At 40.4% G+C, this 16637-nt stretch carries 18 protein-coding genes and 1 tRNA gene; 6 read left to right on the forward strand and 13 right to left on the reverse strand.

What is annotated here, in order from left to right:
• Nucleotides 1-81: 81 nt before the first annotated feature.
• Complete coding sequence (gene msrA / locus ACFSVN_RS03530; RefSeq protein WP_390298701.1) at nucleotides 82-705, reverse strand: peptide-methionine (S)-S-oxide reductase MsrA; 624 nt, start codon at nucleotides 703-705, stop codon at nucleotides 82-84.
• Nucleotides 706-1005: 300 nt separating this feature from the next.
• On the opposite strand from msrA, the gene ACFSVN_RS03535 reads away from it, so the two are divergent.
• On the forward strand, nucleotides 1006-1581 hold the full coding sequence (locus ACFSVN_RS03535) for a transposase (RefSeq protein WP_390298704.1): 576 nt from the start codon (nucleotides 1006-1008) through the stop codon (nucleotides 1579-1581).
• Between the two features lie 28 nt (nucleotides 1582-1609).
• Here ACFSVN_RS03535 and ACFSVN_RS03540 read toward each other — a convergent pair whose 3' ends face one another.
• The 10 genes from ACFSVN_RS03540 to ACFSVN_RS03585 all read right to left on the reverse strand — a co-directional run bounded on the left by ACFSVN_RS03540 (nucleotide 1610) and on the right by ACFSVN_RS03585 (nucleotide 8445).
• The gene (locus ACFSVN_RS03540; protein WP_390298707.1) at nucleotides 1610-2620 is read right to left on the reverse strand and encodes a 6-bladed beta-propeller; all 1011 of its coding nucleotides are present in this window, start codon (nucleotides 2618-2620) and stop codon (nucleotides 1610-1612) included.
• Nucleotides 2621-2867: 247 nt separating this feature from the next.
• Nucleotides 2868-2951, reverse strand: a tRNA-Leu gene (locus tag ACFSVN_RS03545).
• Between the two features lie 182 nt (nucleotides 2952-3133).
• Entirely contained in the window at nucleotides 3134-3682 is a 549-nt protein-coding gene (locus tag ACFSVN_RS03550; RefSeq protein WP_390298710.1) for a tetratricopeptide repeat protein, read from the reverse strand.
• 9 nt (nucleotides 3683-3691) lie between these two features.
• Entirely contained in the window at nucleotides 3692-3880 is a 189-nt protein-coding gene (locus tag ACFSVN_RS03555; RefSeq protein WP_390298713.1) for a hypothetical protein, read from the reverse strand.
• Between the two features lie 5 nt (nucleotides 3881-3885).
• Nucleotides 3886-4527, reverse strand: a complete 642-nt coding sequence (locus tag ACFSVN_RS03560; protein WP_390298716.1) for a deoxynucleoside kinase — start codon at nucleotides 4525-4527, stop codon at nucleotides 3886-3888.
• 3 nt (nucleotides 4528-4530) lie between these two features.
• A complete protein-coding gene (gene folK / locus ACFSVN_RS03565) occupies nucleotides 4531-5019 on the reverse strand; it encodes a 2-amino-4-hydroxy-6-hydroxymethyldihydropteridine diphosphokinase (protein WP_390298719.1) in 489 nt (162 codons plus the stop codon).
• Nucleotides 5007-5366: a dihydroneopterin aldolase gene (folB, locus tag ACFSVN_RS03570; RefSeq protein WP_390298722.1), complete on the reverse strand. Its 360-nt coding sequence runs from the start codon at nucleotides 5364-5366 to the stop codon at nucleotides 5007-5009. The genes folK and folB overlap by 13 nt, the downstream gene beginning before the upstream one ends.
• Before the next feature lie 3 nt (nucleotides 5367-5369).
• Complete coding sequence (dnaA, locus tag ACFSVN_RS03575) at nucleotides 5370-6815, reverse strand: chromosomal replication initiator protein DnaA (RefSeq protein WP_390298725.1); 1446 nt, start codon at nucleotides 6813-6815, stop codon at nucleotides 5370-5372.
• Nucleotides 6816-7194: 379 nt separating this feature from the next.
• Nucleotides 7195-8055 carry a peptide chain release factor N(5)-glutamine methyltransferase gene (gene prmC / locus ACFSVN_RS03580; protein ID WP_390298728.1) on the reverse strand — a complete coding sequence of 287 codons (861 nt, stop codon included), beginning with the start codon at nucleotides 8053-8055 and terminating at the stop codon, nucleotides 7195-7197.
• Nucleotides 8056-8058: 3 nt separating this feature from the next.
• Nucleotides 8059-8445 carry a hypothetical protein gene (locus tag ACFSVN_RS03585; RefSeq protein ID WP_390298731.1) on the reverse strand — a complete coding sequence of 129 codons (387 nt, stop codon included), beginning with the start codon at nucleotides 8443-8445 and terminating at the stop codon, nucleotides 8059-8061.
• Nucleotides 8446-8601: 156 nt separating this feature from the next.
• On the opposite strand from ACFSVN_RS03585, the gene ACFSVN_RS03590 reads away from it, so the two are divergent.
• Nucleotides 8602-9465, forward strand: a complete 864-nt coding sequence (locus ACFSVN_RS03590) for a hypothetical protein (protein WP_390298734.1) — start codon at nucleotides 8602-8604, stop codon at nucleotides 9463-9465.
• A gap of 5 nt (nucleotides 9466-9470) precedes the next feature.
• On the opposite strand, the gene ACFSVN_RS03595 is transcribed toward ACFSVN_RS03590, so the two are convergent.
• The gene (locus tag ACFSVN_RS03595) at nucleotides 9471-10172 is read right to left on the reverse strand and encodes an HAD family hydrolase (protein ID WP_390298737.1); all 702 of its coding nucleotides are present in this window, start codon (nucleotides 10170-10172) and stop codon (nucleotides 9471-9473) included.
• Between the two features lie 158 nt (nucleotides 10173-10330).
• Between ACFSVN_RS03595 and eno the strand changes: the two genes are divergently transcribed.
• From eno to ACFSVN_RS03615, 4 genes are all read left to right on the forward strand, one after another.
• Complete coding sequence (gene eno / locus ACFSVN_RS03600) at nucleotides 10331-11617, forward strand: phosphopyruvate hydratase (RefSeq protein ID WP_390298739.1); 1287 nt, start codon at nucleotides 10331-10333, stop codon at nucleotides 11615-11617.
• Between the two features lie 170 nt (nucleotides 11618-11787).
• A complete protein-coding gene (recF, locus tag ACFSVN_RS03605) occupies nucleotides 11788-12921 on the forward strand; it encodes a DNA replication/repair protein RecF (RefSeq protein WP_390298742.1) in 1134 nt (377 codons plus the stop codon).
• Nucleotides 12918-13211 carry a DUF721 domain-containing protein gene (locus ACFSVN_RS03610; protein WP_390298745.1) on the forward strand — a complete coding sequence of 98 codons (294 nt, stop codon included), beginning with the start codon at nucleotides 12918-12920 and terminating at the stop codon, nucleotides 13209-13211. The genes recF and ACFSVN_RS03610 overlap by 4 nt, the downstream gene beginning before the upstream one ends.
• 34 nt (nucleotides 13212-13245) lie before the next feature.
• Nucleotides 13246-14256, forward strand: a complete 1011-nt coding sequence (locus ACFSVN_RS03615) for a CdaR family protein (protein WP_390298748.1) — start codon at nucleotides 13246-13248, stop codon at nucleotides 14254-14256.
• Between the two features lie 10 nt (nucleotides 14257-14266).
• Here the strand turns inward: ACFSVN_RS03615 and ACFSVN_RS03620 are convergent, their stop codons facing one another.
• The gene (locus ACFSVN_RS03620) at nucleotides 14267-16636 is read right to left on the reverse strand and encodes a TonB-dependent receptor (protein ID WP_390298751.1); all 2370 of its coding nucleotides are present in this window, start codon (nucleotides 16634-16636) and stop codon (nucleotides 14267-14269) included.
• Between the last annotated feature and the right edge of the window lies 1 nt (nucleotide 16637).

A 16637-nucleotide genomic window follows, 5' to 3' on the forward strand; every position in this document is an offset into this window, starting at 1 on the left:
CTACAGCAATTGAAAAAGCCCTGCACAAAAAAGAATACAGGACTTAGGAATGACGTAAGCAATAAAATCAGAAAATTTGACCTAGAACTTAGGATTATCTTTCAACAGGTGGCTAAACTCTTTCTTGAACTTTGCGATCTTGGGAGCGATCACTATTGAACAATATCCGGCATTAGGGTTATTTTCAAAGTAATTCTGGTGATAATTTTCAGCTACATAATAATTTTCAAGCGGCTGTATCTTGGTCACGATCGGGTCTTCCCAAAGATCAGACTCATCCGTTCTTTTCAGCGATTTTTCAGCAATCTCTTTCTGTTCTTCATTGTGATAGAAGATCACTGAGCGATATTGTGGCCCAATATCATTTCCTTGTCGATTTAAGGTAGTAGGATTGTGTGTATGCCAAAGTACTTCCAGCAATTCTTCATAAGAGATCACTTCCGGGTCAAAATAAAGACGCGCTACTTCGGCATGCCCCGTTCTACCGCTGGTAACTTCTTTGTATGATGGGTTTTCAACATGTCCACCGGAATATCCGGATTCTACACGCTCAACACCTTCTACAATTTCATATACTGCTTCTACGCACCAGAAACATCCGGCACCAAAAGTTGCTTGTTCCAAATTTTTCTCCGTTTGTTGTGCAAATAATGAGGTTGTTCCGAGACCCAATATGAGTCCTAATATTGATAATAATTTTATCATAATCTCGATCTTAAATATTATTTCTAACTCAAAATAGCTTTAAGTCAGGATTGTTTACAACAAGTGTTTGGTGTGATTTCGTTTCTTCTGAAATAGTCACCCATTATCAATTACGCGTTTTTCAAGACAACGGATTGGATACAAGAATTATGGTGGAGTTATTTATTCATTGAATGAGGATGTTTCCCTGCCCGTAGAGACGCGATGCATTGGGTCTCTACGGGCAGTGATAATTACAATTTGATATAATGATTGAAGGAGATTATAATCTTGAGACAGAACAAGAGAATCGGGTAATCAATGTCAAAATTTCGGGGCAAATATAGATTCAAGTCTAACCGGTGGGAATATTGGGATTACAAAAATCCCGGAGCCTATTTTATTACGATTTGTACGAAGAATAAAGAACATTTTTTTGGTGAAATAGAGAAAGGAAGAATGGTATTAAATCAGATTGGATCCATTGCTGAATCTGAATGGAAGAAAACTCCGAAGATCCGTAAAGATATGAATATTACATTGGGAGAATATGTGATCATGCCGGATCATATACATGGGATCATTATTATTGGGAATAATGAATTTAATACGAAAGAATCAAAACCCAACCCTGGTAGAGACACGATGCATCGTGTCTCTACCGGGGTTGATCTTGAAACTGATTCGCAAAAACGGTTTGGTCCCCAAAGAAAAAATTTGGCTTCCATAATGAGGGGTTATAAATCTTCAGTGACTATTCAAGGTAGAAGGTTAAATTCTGAATTTTGTTGGCAGCCAAATTACCATGATCGGGTAATAAGAGATTATGAGGAGTATGAGCTAATTGCTGAGTATATCTTAGATAACATAAGGTGTTGGAAGATTGATTTAAAATGATCGTTGGTTTTTTGAACCCTGTCAAGGGTTAATTTTTTAAATCAGCCTTCCCAACAATACCATAGTTCCATGATGTGAAGTAAACTTCTTCATTGTCAAAATCGATATCAAAATCGTATACAGTTGTACTATCGGGTAATGTATAAATGGTTCTCATTTCGCCATTATGGTCAAGCTTAACGAATTGCTGTATTCTTTTCAGTGAGCTTGAAGTTAAGATATATATGCCCTGTTCATAAGGCTTAAATTCTAAAATGTAAGTTATTCCAGGCATTGACCTTGGGTTCTTATGAGTTTTTGCCCTTTCAACTGCTCGATTAAATATTTCATCATTGAATGTAAGTTCAACTTTTTCATTCCAAACCAAGTTACCTGAAAGATCATATTTACTCATTTCACTATACCCTTCAAAAAACGCATAAATATATTTTCCGTCAGATCGAAGCTTAACCTTATTTTTGTAAAAGTCGGGTATTTCACCTGTTTTCAGCTGGTTTTTATTTTTCTGCATATCTATGCGCCCTTGTCTCTTAAGCCGAGTCTCTCCAAATTGAAGCTTATAATCTGAAGTAAGGCTTTGAATCCGAAATAAAGAATCTTCGAGTCCATCAAGACCAACTACATAAAGGCTGTCATTAATTAGAGCTAAATCTTTATTGAAGACATCTTTTGGCAAAGTATGACTATTTAAAAAATTACTCAGGGTATCAAAAACTGAAATTTTATACAGGTGATTATCGAATACGATAATTTGGCTGTTTAATTCAAATATATCATTGATGTTTAGAAACTCACCGGGCCCTCGTCCTTCTCTCCCGAAAACAAAGTTTATATTTCCATTTTTATTCAAGGAAGTAATTTTGTCAGTTCCGTAATCGGAAACAAGGATTTGCCCACCATCTAAAATTTCTACATCTGTGGGTTGTGCGATATTATGGGAATCAAATTCGGTAAAAGTGTATAGAGTATCGATCTTGATCAATTCAGGTTCAGCTTGTTCGGTAGTTTCTTTTTCTGTACACCCGATAGAAATGATCATCAATACCAAAATTGGAGAGATGAATTTAGAAAGCATGATCAATGAGTTAGTATATTACTAATTAAATAGTATTTACTTGTTTTGATTGATAATGTCAAGAAGGAGAAAGGTTGTATCTGCCCAGCCCCGTAGAGACGCGATGCATCGCGTCTCTACGGGGCTGGGGGATTAATGAATGAAAATGACCAGAAGAATAATCAAACAAAAAAGCCCGTCTCCTAAATAAGAAACGGGCTTAATTATTAAGTGCTCACGAGAGGAATCGAACCTCCACGGCCGTTAGGCCATACGCCCCTCAAGCGCACGCGTCTACCAGTTCCGCCACGTGAGCATTGGTAATTGGAAGGGCGACAAAGATAGCGTTTTTAGTTCTCAAAATTCAATGGTTTCCATAAAAAAACCCATCCAAATTAATGAATGGGTTTTTCTGAGTGTACATCCGTTCAGATATACTTCAAGCTTAGGCGAATTGCTCTTCTTCAACAGTGAGACGAGCCTGCCAAGCCAATAGTTTTATTCTTCTGTTTCCAGCTGTCGCTTAGCGTATTCGTTATCAGGATCGATCTTGAGAGCTTGTTCGTAATAGGTCCGCGCTTTATCAGGTTGGCCGCCTTTGTTGATCATGTCTCCCATAAGAATCCAGTTCTCAGCATCTTTGGGATCTTCCTTGATACGGTTAATAAGATAAGGAATAGCTTCCTGTCCGCGATCCGTCATCAGCATCAGCATAACTTTATTCCGGTGTGCAGCTGAAGTATCATTAATTTCAATGGCTTTGTCGAAATCCTCTTCGGCTTCTTTAAGCTTTTCGAGCTGCATCCTCACATTTCCTCTAAGGTTGTAATAAGGAGCATTGTCATCAGACAATTCCAAAGCCTTTTCAATGGCTTTCATACTGATGTCCCATTGGTTGAGTTGCTGCATAACCAACGCTTCAAGGTAAAAAGCCTCATGAGAATCAGGTTGCTCCTCCTGTAATTCTCTCGCTACATCCAGAGCGTAATCAATTTCCTTTTCTCGTAATAATTCAAATCCTTTATTCAGTTTCTCTTCGAAATTCATGGAGTCTCTTTATTTGTCTTTATTTGAAAGGTCTTCGTATTCCGCTTCTTCAATTTCATCGATATTATTGCGCGGGTTTCCAGATCCGCTTTTAAAGGGATCAAAGTTCTTTTGACGCTTATTGGAAGGTAAGAACAATCGGTTGATATATCTCACCAAAAAGAAAAACACGATGGTAAAAAATATAAACTTAAGCATAATGCTTATGGTGCAATGTGAATGTGGGTGTTGGTACGAACCGGTTTATCAAAGATCTGTTCTTCGATATAACTCAGGTGCTCTTTATTATTCACAAAATCTATCTCCGTAGCATTCAGAATAATAAGGGGAGCCCGGCTGTAATGGTGAAAAAAGTGGTTGTAGGCATCATTGAGTTCTTTGAGATACTCCGGTGTAATATTACGTTCATAATCTCTGCCTCTATTCTCAATATTTTCCATTAATCGCTCAACCGAGGATTGAATGTAAATGATCAGATCAGGTTGAGCGGCAATCCCAGTCATGATGCTAAATATGTTATCGTACAAGGCCATTTCATCCTGATCGAGATTGAGCCGCGCAAAAATTCGATCTTTATCAAAAATATAATCGGAGATGGTCAATTGATGAAACAGATCCTGACTCATCATATTCTGCTGTTGCTTAAACCTGCTCGCTAAAAAAGCCAGTTGAGTTTGAAAGGCATACCGCTCACGGTCTTCATAAAATTTTGGGAGGAAAGGATTGTCTTCAAATTCCTCTAAAACCAAACGGGCGTTCCTGCGCTCAGCTAATAAGGAAGCCAGTGAGGTTTTACCGGCTCCTATCACACCTTCAATCGCAATAAAATCATATGGGTTGGGCATCAGCTACCAGTTCAATGTTGTTTTATCAATTTCGAGAAGCGGCGCCTGCTCAATTAGATCATCCACATGCTGAGCGGAAACGGGATCGTGCCAATCGGGTAAAACCTCTTTTAATGGCAACAGAACAAATAAACGCCGACTATATTCCTGATGGGGAATGATAAGGCTATCTGTTTCAATGACCAAGTTATCCCAGGCAATTATATCCAGATCTAATGTGCGGGCGGTCCATTTTGGATAACGGGAAGGTCGTCCTTGTTTCTTTTCCTGCTCCTTGAGCCGTTCAAAGAGTTCTTCAGGATCCAGAGAAGTCTCAAGTATGGCTACCGAATTTAGAAAGTCATTTTCTGATGGTCCCACAGGTTCCGAGCGGTAGATAGAAGACTTAATAACTTCCTCATCTGAAATCTCTTCCAGGAAATTCCCTGCTTCTTTAAGTTGTTGATGAGGATCATTCAGGTTAGAACCCAGGGCAACCACTACGCGGGCCATGACATCCTCGCTTCAGTATATGCAGTTTGGGATGAGAGGGGAGGGTTTAATTTCCGAACAATAACTTCAAACTTAGTTTGATCCGGGAAAGAAGCTTCAATTTCAGAACCTATTTTAAAACAAAGGTGCTCAATAAGATCTACGGAAGCTCCGTGCATCACATCAGAAGCGATGGTATGGATCTTAGTGTAATCGATGGCATCGGAAAGTTGATCGGATTTTCCCGCCAATGAAAGGTCCGTGGAAAAGATAACATCAATCTCAAAATCATTACCCTCTTTCTTTTCATGTTCATGCACTCCGTGAAATGCTCTGAACTTCATCCCTTTGATGGTGAGGGTATCCATGAATTAGAGGCTGGCTACTTCTATTCGCTGATGAAGTTCCTCAACCATCCGCTTGTGTTTGGCACTGGTTGATACACGTTCTTCCACTGTTGAAATAGCATGAATTACGGTAGAGTGATCGCGTCCACCAAAATGTAAACCAATGGTTTTTAAACTGGACTTGGTGAACTTCTTGGAGAGATACATGGCGATCTGCCGTGCTTCCACAATTTCTTGTTTCCGTGTTTTTTCCCGAACCTTATTGGTATCGATACCGAAATAATCACACACATAATTCTGGATCTGCTCTATAGAGATCTGTGTGTTTGAATCCTTTACCATATCCTTTAAAACGCGCTTAGCCATCGCTAGGTCAATATCATCAATATTCTGAAGGGAAGCGTGAGCTAATAATTTGATGATAGCTCCCTCAAGGTCACGTACGTTAGATTTAAAGTTATGAGCGATGAATTCAATGATCTGCGGATCGATCTCAATACCGTTGTCATTGGCTTTACGTTCAAGGATCGCATATCGCGTTTCATACTCCGGCATTTTTAGATCTGCGCTCAATCCCCAGCCAAACCGAGAGATCAGGCGTTCTTCAATATCAGGAACATCTTTGGGAGCGCGGTCACTGCTGAGAATGATCTGTTTTCCATCCTGATGGAGCGCATTAAAGATATGGAAGAATTCTTCCTGTGTTTTCTCTTTGCCGCTGAAGAACTGAATGTCATCTACCATCAAAACATCGATGTTACGGTAGAACATGGAAAACTCACTGGCGCGGTTATTCCGGATTGCGTGAACAAATTCGTTGGTGAAAGCTTCGGAGGAGATATAAAGCACAGACTTCTCATCCCCAAATTTTTCTTTGATCTTGTTGCCAATGCTTTGTACGAGGTGGGTTTTCCCAAGTCCGGTAGGCCCGTAAACAAAAAATGGGTTGAAGGAATTACTTCCCGGATTATCAGCAATGGCCATTGCTGCGGATCGGGCAAGTCTATTACAGTCTCCTTCAATAAATCGCTCAAAAACATAATTATTATTCAGGTTTGAGTCGATCTTGGTCTTGCGGATTCCCGGGATCACAAAAGGATTTTCAATTCGGTCGGGTTGATACTCTGGGTATCCATTTGACTCCTGTGGTTGCACGGGTCCCATTGGTCGCTGTGGCATTCTTACCGATCGGTTGTTTTCAAACTGATCAGATTTTTCCATTACTATAGAGTACTCAAGTTTTCCTTCGGGCCCGAGTACTTTTGCAAGTGTGGAGCGAAGCATATTATAGTAGTGCTCTTCAAGCCATTCATACCAAAACTGACTAGGCACTTGTACGGTAAGTGTATTGTCCTTCAAGGATACCGGCTTGATTGGTTCAAACCAAGATTTATACTTCTGATAACTGATGTTGTCTTTAATAATATCTAGGCAGTCTTCCCATGCCGATTCAACCGATAACTCGTGCAATTTTCCAAATCCCCCTTACGGTAGTTAGCTTAAAAGTGTGAGATCAAACCAAAGCCAGTTATCCACAAAGATTTTTAAAACTCCGGCTTTGTACTGATTTGAAAATGGCAATTTATTGAGCACTTGTCAAACGGTGGTACATGTATTTTGCAAAAGTTATCCACATTGACAAATTTAACTTAAAGTATTGCTGCTCAGCAGATTATGGATTTCTATAAATAATTCCTAATTACTGCTTGACACCCCTTAATATTGCCGTAACACTGAATTGACCTTTATGAAACAAGGATTGTAAATTTTTGAAATTATTTTCCACAAGTTTTCCACATTATATAAAACCAATAAAATTTGTCGGATTATTGAAATTTTTGAGTAAGAATCAAGGCTTTTTTGCTTTTAAAAATCGAGGCTTTTGACCGTAGTCATGCTTTACAATAGCTTCCCAATCGTGCTCCTGAAATATGTGAAGCACTTCCTGAGAATGATCTTCATGAAGTTCTAAAAAAACGGAGCCTTTTGTCTGCAAATATTTTGAGCACAGATCTTCAAGAGCTTGGTACATTTTTTGAGTTGACTCACAGAACAAAGCAAGTTCCGGTTCGTAGTTTTTCACCTCATCATCTAATGAATTTTTCTCATCGGGGTGAATGTATGGTGGGTTTGAAATAATGAGATCAAACTTTTGATTCTCCAAAGACTCCGGATGGAACAGATCATCTTTATGAAAAGAAATATCTGTCTTATTGTACTCTGCATTTTTTTTTGCAATGTCCAGAGCCTCTTGAGAGATCTCGGTTGCAAAAACTTCCCATCCCGGCCGGGCATGTTTTAAAGCAATAGGGATACACCCCGAACCGGTTCCGATATCAAGTACTTTTAATGAGTCAACGTCGCCATGGAGTTCGAGTATCCAATCCACTAACTGCTCAGTTTCTTGTCTGGGTATGAGAACTCCGGGCTGAACTTTGATCTTGACGTGGTGAAAGTCAATTTCGCCGGTTATGTATTGGAGAGGTTCATGATTTGACCTGCGTTTAACCATAGGACGCAGCTCTTCCAACTCTGTTGAAGAAAGTGGGCGGTCATAAGCCAGATACAAGTCTAACCTTTTGATGGAAAGTACATGAGCCAATAACCATTCAATGCTAAATCGAGGTGATTTAACCTGTTTTTGCTCAAAGAAATCAGTAGCCCATTCCAGCATGCTAAGAACCGTCCAAACGGATGGAACTTTAGACATGGGTTATTCTTCTTCTGCTTCGGCAGGAGGTTGTTCTTCCTGAAGAGTGAGTCCGTGACGCTTGGAAAAGTCAAGAATGAAATCGATTACGTGCGATTCCACATTTTGCTCTTCTGAGAGGGAACTTCCACGGAAGCCCATTCGACCACCGGTTTTCTTGAGGACTATTTTATTATGTTTTCCTTTACTTTCCAGAATACAAGTTAATGTAACGCTGGAATTGATCTGTTTTTCATATTCCTCATAAACAGCTACATATATAGTCTCAGAAGTACCTTCAGGAGAATATTCGTATAAAAATTTAGGCGGATGTTCTTTGAACATTTTGGATGACATTCTGCGAAGCGTTGCAGTTGGTCCAAATACAAAATAAGTTGTGTGTGAATTCATGCTTTGTAGCTTGAATTAATTATTTTAAAGGTATGTTGTATATCAAAAATTTGTGCTGAAAATAACAGGTTATTGCTTTAAGACAATAAGAAATTCAGGAAAATTTCGTTATCTGTTCAAATTTAGGCCTCAGACACACTTAAAACCATTTTTTAGATGAAAAAATTGTTCTTATTAATAACCACTTTTTTGATATGTTTTCAAACCAATCAGGTTTATGCTCAATTTGGAGAGCCTGAGGTAGAAGAAAGAGATAACCCGCGGAACTTATATGATGAAGGATATAATGTAGGGTTTGGCTTTAATTTAGCACTTAGTGATTTTGGTATAGGGGTTGGAGGTCAGTTAAGGATTGGACTTGGGCAATACACTGAGGGTATAGCTACACTTAAGGTTACTGGATTAAAGGACCCAACCGAGCAAACGTTTACTGATTTTTTAGGATATCGGACTATACCGGAAAAATACCAGCGTGTAATAGCTGTGCCTTTTCATGTTGGCCTCAAAAAACGGTTTTTCCCTAAAGCAATCTCAGATAGCTTTAGACCATATGCATCATTGAGTGCGGGGCCCACATTTGCTTTCTCTTACAGTTATTTCGATGACTTTAATGAAAACGGATTTCGTGAAAATGACGGGCGATTGTATCCTATTGTAGAACCGGTCAATGATATTTTCACAGGATGGAATAATTCTGAAACCCACTGGGGTATGGGTGGTGAATTTGTCCTGGGAATTGATTTCGGTGAAAATTTCGCAAATCTCTCAAGTGTACAGTTTGGATATACTATGAATTATTTTCCAGATGGAATTCAGGTTTTGGAACCTTGCCAGCCAGACTTAAATCGAGTAGGTGAAGCTCCACTTAATCCTTGTGGATCGGGAGTTAATTACGCAGAAGTTTTAAATGTAAATAATGGAACTGTAACAACGGAACTGGCACCTCTAGAGCAAGCCAACGATCCCAGAAAATATTTTGGTTCAGCTCAGCTCAGCTTTGTGTTCGGGTGGATGTGGTAGTAAAATCAAGTGTTTGAGATTTTACCAAACCACTCGTTCGGTTTAGCTAAACTGTCAATGATCAAATCCGGATCATGTTCAGAAAGTTCTTTATATCCATACTTACCTGTTGTGACAGCAACACATTTCATTCCGGCATTTTTTGCGCAGATTATATCACGAGGGGTATCGCCCAATATTAAAAACCGGTCAGGCTTGGGATTGAAGTCATGAATTTTCTGAACTTCATTAATGGCTAACTGAGGTAGTTTATTACGATCTTTTTCAAATTCCCCAAACGCTCCAAAGGAAAAGTCGCGATGAATGTCTGCAGCTTTTAACTTGATCTGTGCTGCCTGTGGATAATTACCTGTAAGTAGCCCGCAAATAAAATCCCCGCCAAAGAAGAATTCCAACGCCTCATCAATGTCATCAAGTCTTTTTACTCGATCTTTGTTCGTTAGTAATAGATTTTTCAGGTAATCGAGATATCGGATCTTAAATTCCTGATACAGGTTTTCATCAAAATCATGGTTCACCAAAAAGGAGGTGAAAATGTCATGGTCAGTTCTTCCGGAGAAAGATTCGCCTTCCATGTCCGGAAAGTTGATCTCAAGTTCATCAATTATCCTGCGAAGATGACTACGGTTAAATTTGCTGTCTACAGTTAAAAGAGTCCCGTCTATGTCAAAAAGGATGACCCAGGGATGCTGTTGATCTTGTTGCAAGATGAATAGTTTTATTGGTTAGGTATTTCAGTTTTTTAAAAAACCATTTATTGCGTATTCGGCTAAGTTACAAAACTTGATATGAAATGGCTTTACGGACATGTTAAATCATAGTACCTTTGAGGAATTATTCTGACTAACAAATTGGAGAACGTATAATGAGTTTTATTGAAGACATTCATGCAAGGCAGGTGATAGACTCCCGGGGTAACCCTACCGTAGAGGTGGATGTAACCCTTGAAACCGGGACAACAGGACGAGCAGCAGTTCCTTCAGGAGCATCAACCGGTGAACATGAAGCTGTGGAATTGCGCGATGGCGACAAGGATTATTATTTAGGTAAAAGCGTTCTTAAAGCAGTAGAGAATGTAAATACTATTATTTTTCAGGAATTGAATGGTCTTTCAGTGTTTGATCAGGTTGGCCTTGATAATCTCTTACTTGACCTTGATGGAACACCCAATAAAGCAAAGTTGGGGGCAAATGCGATACTTGGGGTTTCAATGGCGATAGCTAAAGCAGCAGCAGAAGAGCTGGGAATGCCTCTTTGGAGATATATAGGTGGAGTGAATGCTAAAGTGATGCCGCTTCCAATGATGAATATTATTAACGGAGGTTCTCATGCTGATAACAGCGTAGACTTTCAGGAATTTATGATCATGCCTGCCGGAGCTGACTCTTTTAGCAATGCTTTGCAAATGGGTGCTGAAGTTTTTCACAATCTGAAAAAAGTACTTTCTGATAAAGGGTATGGAACAGCTGTTGGGGATGAGGGTGGATTTGCTCCAAACCTGAAGTCAAATGAAGAAGGGATAGAGGTAATATTAACAGCAATTGAGAAAGCAGGTTATATACCGGAAGAGGATATATTGATCGCACTTGACCCGGCAGCCTCCGAGTTTTTCAATGCTGAAACCGGAATGTATGAATTCAAATGGAGTGACGGCTCAACCAAAGATACCGACGCTATGGTGGAATATTGGAGTAATTGGGTTGATAAATTCCCGATCATTTCTATCGAGGATGGCTTAGCTGAAAATGATTGGGATGCCTGGAAAAAACTTACTGATGCCGTAGGTGATAAAGTTCAGCTTGTTGGGGATGACCTTTTCGTAACCAATACAGAGCGACTTGCCACAGGAATTGAGCGGGGTATTGCCAACTCAATTCTGATCAAGGTAAATCAGATCGGTACTATTACCGAAACACTGGATGCCATTGAGATGGCGCATAAGAATGGGTATACAGCTGTTATCTCTCACCGTTCAGGTGAAACAGAAGATGTAACCATTGCAGATCTTGCGGTGGCAACCAACGCGGGACAGATCAAGACTGGATCTATGAGCAGAACGGACCGAATTGCGAAGTACAATCAGTTGATACGGATTGAAGAACAACTAGGAGACTCGGCACTATTTTTAGGTCACGATGCGTTTGGACTTTGAGATTATTGAGGCGATCGTCATCCTTTTAAAATAATTTGTAAGGAATTGTTTTGAGATCGCTCTTACATAATACGTAGTAGCTTTTATGAGCCGCCTTTGATTACTGAGGGCGGCTCTTTTAATTTCAAAACTATCTGCTAAAAAGCATCAGAATGCGTACCATATAGGTCATGCAGAACACTCATACCGAACTTCTCAATTTCCGTAATCATCTTGACACCAAGATCGATTGGGCACCTCACCTGAATGTGATCACAGGCCCAAACGGTTCCGGGAAAACAAGCCTGATCGATGCCATACATTACTTATGTATGTCAAGAAGTTTTGTATCGGGCACTGATATGTACGTTGTGAATCAGGATGAAAGCTATTTCATGATAAAGGGGCATTTTGAAGGGAATATTCGTTCTGAGTTTGATGTATCCTGTTCCTATTCGCGGGGGGATGGAAAGAAGATCTTTGTAAATGACTCCCCTCTTGACCGGCTATCGGATCTGATCGGAATGGTTCCCGTGGTTACCCTCACCCCGGATGACAAAAAGCTGACGCTGGAAGGTCCAACTGAGCGCAGATCATTTATTGACTCTTTTATCAGCCAGATCTCTCCGGCTTACCTTAGAGACCTTATCGAGTACCGAAGAGTGAGAAAGCAGCGAAATTCTTTATTACAAGAATACCGGGGTCCGCTTTCTGTATTGGAAGCTTATCTGGAACCATGGAATGTTCAGCTGGTGGAAGCCGGAGCACGGATCGTGGCAAAACGGCATGAAGTTCTGGAAAACCTGAAAGCTTATTTAGAAAAAGATTATGCGATGATATCGGGAATGGACCTCACTACAAATCTTGAATATCAGACTTTTTGTGAACCGAGCACCGATGTGGAAGTCCTCGAGAAGGAATACTATGAGCAACTTGAAAAGGTACAGTCCAAGGAAATTGAAAGAGAGATAACGACGATCGGGCCGCATAGGGATGAGATTATTTTTTACCTGGATGATTTTGAATTGCGGCGGTTTGGATCTCAGGGCCAACATCGGCTTTTTGCTTTGTCCCTTAAACTTGCTCAGCTTCATTATTATTCCGATGAACTTGATGATCTCCCCATATTGATGCTGGATGATGTTTTTGGAGATCTGGATCCCAAGAAAACAGAGATCTTATTAGATGCTCTGCAACAACATAAAGGTCAAATATTCATAACTTCCGCAAATCCGGTTCCTTTCGAAGATTATGTTACCTTTGATGGAACAGATAATCGGTTTTATGAAGTGCAAGATGGCAAAGTAAGCGAGGTTACGAAATGAGATTTGATCCGCCAAAGTCGCTGAGTTCGGTGCTGGAAGATTTCCTTGAAAAATTTCCGCAGAAAAGAAAACTGAAGCAAGGCATGATACTATCTGCTTTTGAAGACGTGGTGGGAACAAGAATGGCCTCAGAAGTTGAAGATCTTCACTTTGAAGGAAATAAACTGGCGATGAAAGTAAAACATCCTGCATGGCGTCAGGAGATCCATGGTAACAGGTTTAGTATTGCAAAGAAATTGAACTCCAAAGTTAAAGGTGATATCATTTCAGATATCATTGTGCGCAGTTAGTTGATTAACCTTAATCCTGCATCTATATTCGGCTATGGCTGATATCTCAGATAATAACATATTTGACCGTCTTAAAGGGCTGATAAAATCCGGCACAAAACCCGGTGTTGAAGAAACTGAAGTGAGTTTCATGCGCCGCGAAAAGATCATTGTTTTTGCCGGGGCATACATTATGGCGGTTTCGTTGTGGTTTATCGTAAACCTGAGCGGGAGTTTCAGTATTAATGTGAATGTTCCCATCGAACCGGGTAATATTCCGGAGAATATGGCTCTGACAGAAGAACTGCCGGAGTTTGTTCAGGTTGGGGTTTCCGGCGACGGCTGGCAGTTGTTGAACTTATATAATGATCCCCCCGTGGTTGTCATTAACATTGAGAATAGAGAGGTAAATTTATTTGATCAGGTTCGTCAACGCCTCAGTTACTTACAGGGAATTGATATAGCCAAAGTTCAACCGCTGCTTCTCTCTATTGATATGGAGCCGAAGGTATCCAAGAAAGTCCCTGTTAAAGTTCCCTCAGAGATAAGTTTTCAAAACCGATTTGGAGTAGTAGGTAGCCCTTCTTTTAGTCCGGACAGCATAACCATAACCGGCGCTGAATCAATGATAGAAGAGATCGATGAATGGGTTGTACATGACACATTGAGGCTTTCAGATGTAAGAGATGATATTTCGATGAATATATCTCTGAATAAGAATGAAGGCGTAATTGAGTTATCTGAAACAAAGGTCACTTTTACAGCAAATGTTTCAGAATTTACGGAAGGCGAAACTATGGTATATATCCGCACAAGAGGTTTACCCCGCGGTCAGAATGTGAACTACAATCCATCTTCTGTTACTATTAAATTCGACGTGCCTATCGAACAATTTGCCGATGTTGAACAAATGAAGCCTTATGAAGTATATGTGCCTTACTCCAAAATACTGGAAGATTCTTCAGGCTTCGTTACTCCTGATATAGAACTTGTAGAAAATCAGTTTGAACTCAGGCTCCGAAGTTTTCAGCCTAAAGCAGTGGCATATTTTATAGTGCTGAATTAGAGCTCCCCCATTAAAAATTCAGCACAAGCCCGATGGACGGAAGAATTTCCCCACTATCTGTTGTATTTACCTTAATCAGCTCTCTTGGTGTAATTACCTCTCCGTTTTCTGTGCGGTTTAAACCATATCGAGGTTCGGATGGACTTGATTGTCCCAGAGCATTTTGTACTTCCACATAGACATCAAGACTGAGATTCTCGAAATTAAATTTTTTATCTATACGGACATCGAGTTGGCTTAGTGGGTCTAAAAGAACGGATCCCAACTCCTCATAATCCCGAAACACGGCCGGATAATTATCAAGAGTTTGTTGCTGATCTACCGGTGGGTAAGGAGATTTGCCGAGGAATCGATAGCGCGAGCTCACTTCCCAGTTGTTGCCGAATTTATACCCTCCTAACAAAGAAACCAAGACACCATTATCCCAAACAGCCGGTTTATATTCATCGTCGTACAAGTTGGTAAATTCACTTTTATAAAATGTTAAAGCAGCTACTCCGTAAAACTTGCCTGTAAATTTTTGTTGATAGAGAAGCTCTAACCCATAAGTGCGACCTTTGCCCTCGCTTATGATCTCTTCACTTCCGAATACTTCAAAATCACCACCTTTATTAGCCAGTGAAACACTATCGATGGTGGAAATGGGATAGTCGTCATACAATTTCAAAAATCCTTCGGCAGAAACTCGTGCCCGTTCGTTAAGTAGATATTCAATTCCTGCTACTAAGTGATCATTTTGAATGTAGGCGGAGTTAGTATTGGGGAAATCTCCATTGTTGGTTTGAAAACCCAAAGTGGTGTAGGGTAAGATCTTATAATATCTCCCAACCGATGCATTTGCAGTCAAATTCTCAGTTAGTTTATAGGAAATGGAAAACCGGGGACTGAGTGTGTGATAGAGCTCATTTCCTGCTTCGGTGAAGGTGTTGCCATCGGCTCTTAAACCTAGTGAAAGCCCTAAACGGTTATTAAGGAAATCAGCGGAACTCTGAGCAAATACTCCATATCTGAAGAAATTCAGATTAGTCTCGAAGTTAAGGTTATTGATAATATCTTCGGTAGTATTGGTGTAATCTGCATTGATGACATTCAGTCCGCCTGAAATTGTCCAGTTATCAATGAATTTAGTAGCTTGATATCGTAAGTGTGTTTCCGTTTCGCGAGATTCATTTTTGAGATACAGACCGGTCTCATTCACATTATCCTCGTAGCGATAAAAGAAATTTCCCAGCGTGTTGTTACTGATCACCGTTTCCATGAAACCGCTGTTGTCAGCAAACTGCCTGCGCCAACCGATTCCCACCGTGTTGCTGTTTTGCCGAATAACAGGGATCTGATTCTGAATAGCTTCCTGCTCAGGATCAAATTCATCCAGGTCGTTAATAGCCAGGTCATCTATGGAGCCAACTCCTGTCAGATATAACCGATTTTTGTCATCAATACGATGATTCACTTTGTATTGATAATCCCAGTAGTCAGGTAGAAAAGGCAAGCCGATCGCCTGAAATAAAAGCTGTAGATACGATCGCCTGACTGACGCGATGTATGTAGTATTAGCCTCGGAATCATCGCCTTTAAAAAGAGGCCCCTCAACGGTCAAAGCAGCTTCACTGGAACCGACTCTCAAATTCCCCATAAACTCACGATCGTTCCCATTTCGCTGGTTGAATTGAAGTACACCTGAAAGCACATTCTCGTATTTGGAATCGAAGGAACTGGCAGCCAGCGATACGCCCTCAAAAAAGGAGACATTCAACAGACCTACCGGTCCGCCGGCGCTTCCCTGTGTCGAAAAGTGATTGATGTTGGGAATAGGGATGCCATCCAAATAGTATACATTTTCGTTGGGGGCACCTCCGCGGATAATCACATCATTCCGAAATCCGCCTACCGAGCCGGAAACTCCGGGCAGTGACTGAACTACCTTAGCAATGTCATTATTCCCTCCGGGATAGGCAGCAATCTCCTGTTGATTTAATTTCTGAATGGATAGCGGTGTTACATCTTCCTTAGCAAAAGGATTAGGGGTTATGTTGATCTCGTCCAGTTCGCTTAGCTGTTCCTCAAGCTGAAAATTGATATCAATATTTCCTTCTGAACGTATTACGACATTGAACTTGGTTTGGCTGATAAATCCTACATAGGAAACTTTCACATTATAGGTTTTGGCAGGAATGTTATCGATGGTATAGCGCCCGTCTGAATTAGTGGCATCACCCAGTTCAGTACCCTCCAAGATAACAGTGGCACCTATCAATGGTTCTCCGGTTTTAGCATCGGTCACTTTCCCACTTATGGTTCCCGTAGATTGTGCAAATAATGATGCCTGAATTCCAAGAAATAGTACAAGTGCAATGATGAATAGTCTGTTCTTAGACATA

It is taken from the genome of Gracilimonas halophila (assembly GCF_042684365.1).
Lineage (GTDB): Bacteria > Bacteroidota > Rhodothermia > Balneolales > Balneolaceae > Gracilimonas > Gracilimonas halophila.

What these genes read in the sequence shown, in the direction of transcription:
- ACFSVN_RS03615 (WP_390298748.1), top strand. Translation starts at nt 13,246, where the DNA reads ATGGCTGATATCTCAGATAATAACATATTTGACCGTCTTAAAGGGCTG.
- msrA (WP_390298701.1), bottom strand. Translation starts at nt 705, where the DNA reads ATGATAAAATTATTATCAATATTAGGACTCATATTGGGTCTCGGAACA.
- recF (WP_390298742.1), top strand. Translation starts at nt 11,788, where the DNA reads ATGCAGAACACTCATACCGAACTTCTCAATTTCCGTAATCATCTTGAC.
- ACFSVN_RS03585 (WP_390298731.1), bottom strand. Translation starts at nt 8,445, where the DNA reads ATGAATTCACACACAACTTATTTTGTATTTGGACCAACTGCAACGCTT.
- ACFSVN_RS03550 (WP_390298710.1), bottom strand. Translation starts at nt 3,682, where the DNA reads ATGAATTTCGAAGAGAAACTGAATAAAGGATTTGAATTATTACGAGAA.
- ACFSVN_RS03555 (WP_390298713.1), bottom strand. Translation starts at nt 3,880, where the DNA reads ATGCTTAAGTTTATATTTTTTACCATCGTGTTTTTCTTTTTGGTGAGA.
- eno (WP_390298739.1), top strand. Translation starts at nt 10,331, where the DNA reads ATGAGTTTTATTGAAGACATTCATGCAAGGCAGGTGATAGACTCCCGG.
- ACFSVN_RS03540 (WP_390298707.1), bottom strand. Translation starts at nt 2,620, where the DNA reads ATGATCATTTCTATCGGGTGTACAGAAAAAGAAACTACCGAACAAGCT.
- ACFSVN_RS03560 (WP_390298716.1), bottom strand. Translation starts at nt 4,527, where the DNA reads ATGCCCAACCCATATGATTTTATTGCGATTGAAGGTGTGATAGGAGCC.
- folK (WP_390298719.1), bottom strand. Translation starts at nt 5,019, where the DNA reads ATGGCCCGCGTAGTGGTTGCCCTGGGTTCTAACCTGAATGATCCTCAT.
- ACFSVN_RS03535 (WP_390298704.1), top strand. Translation starts at nt 1,006, where the DNA reads ATGTCAAAATTTCGGGGCAAATATAGATTCAAGTCTAACCGGTGGGAA.
- ACFSVN_RS03590 (WP_390298734.1), top strand. Translation starts at nt 8,602, where the DNA reads ATGAAAAAATTGTTCTTATTAATAACCACTTTTTTGATATGTTTTCAA.
- prmC (WP_390298728.1), bottom strand. Translation starts at nt 8,055, where the DNA reads ATGTCTAAAGTTCCATCCGTTTGGACGGTTCTTAGCATGCTGGAATGG.
- ACFSVN_RS03620 (WP_390298751.1), bottom strand. Translation starts at nt 16,636, where the DNA reads ATGTCTAAGAACAGACTATTCATCATTGCACTTGTACTATTTCTTGGA.
- ACFSVN_RS03610 (WP_390298745.1), top strand. Translation starts at nt 12,918, where the DNA reads ATGAGATTTGATCCGCCAAAGTCGCTGAGTTCGGTGCTGGAAGATTTC.
- folB (WP_390298722.1), bottom strand. Translation starts at nt 5,366, where the DNA reads ATGGATACCCTCACCATCAAAGGGATGAAGTTCAGAGCATTTCACGGA.